Here is a 241-nt window from a genome sequence, read left to right on the forward strand (position 1 = left end):
TGCGATGCCGGCCGCCGACGCGGCGGTCTGGAACGCGCTCGTCGCGTCGGCGAACAGCCGCACGACGTCGACCGGCATCGCGTCGAGCCGCAGCTTGCCAGTCGCGAGCGACGACGCGTCGAGGATGTCGCCCACCATGCGCGTGAGCGAATGCGCGCTGCGATCGATCGCGTCGATCGCCTGCTGCTGCAGCGCGTCGTCGCCGGCGCTGCGCAGCACCTCGACCCAGCCGTAGATCACG

Annotated in this window: 1 protein-coding gene; it reads right to left on the reverse strand. The window is 71.8% G+C overall.

The annotated features are described in order from the left end of the window. Positions 1–241 (reverse strand): histidine kinase dimerization/phospho-acceptor domain-containing protein (locus SB816_RS34525; RefSeq protein WP_410548562.1); only part of this gene is annotated, 241 nt, incomplete at both ends.

Source organism: Achromobacter sp. SIMBA_011 (assembly GCF_046535435.1).
Classification (GTDB): Bacteria; Pseudomonadota; Gammaproteobacteria; order Burkholderiales; family Burkholderiaceae_B; genus Achromobacter; species Achromobacter dolens.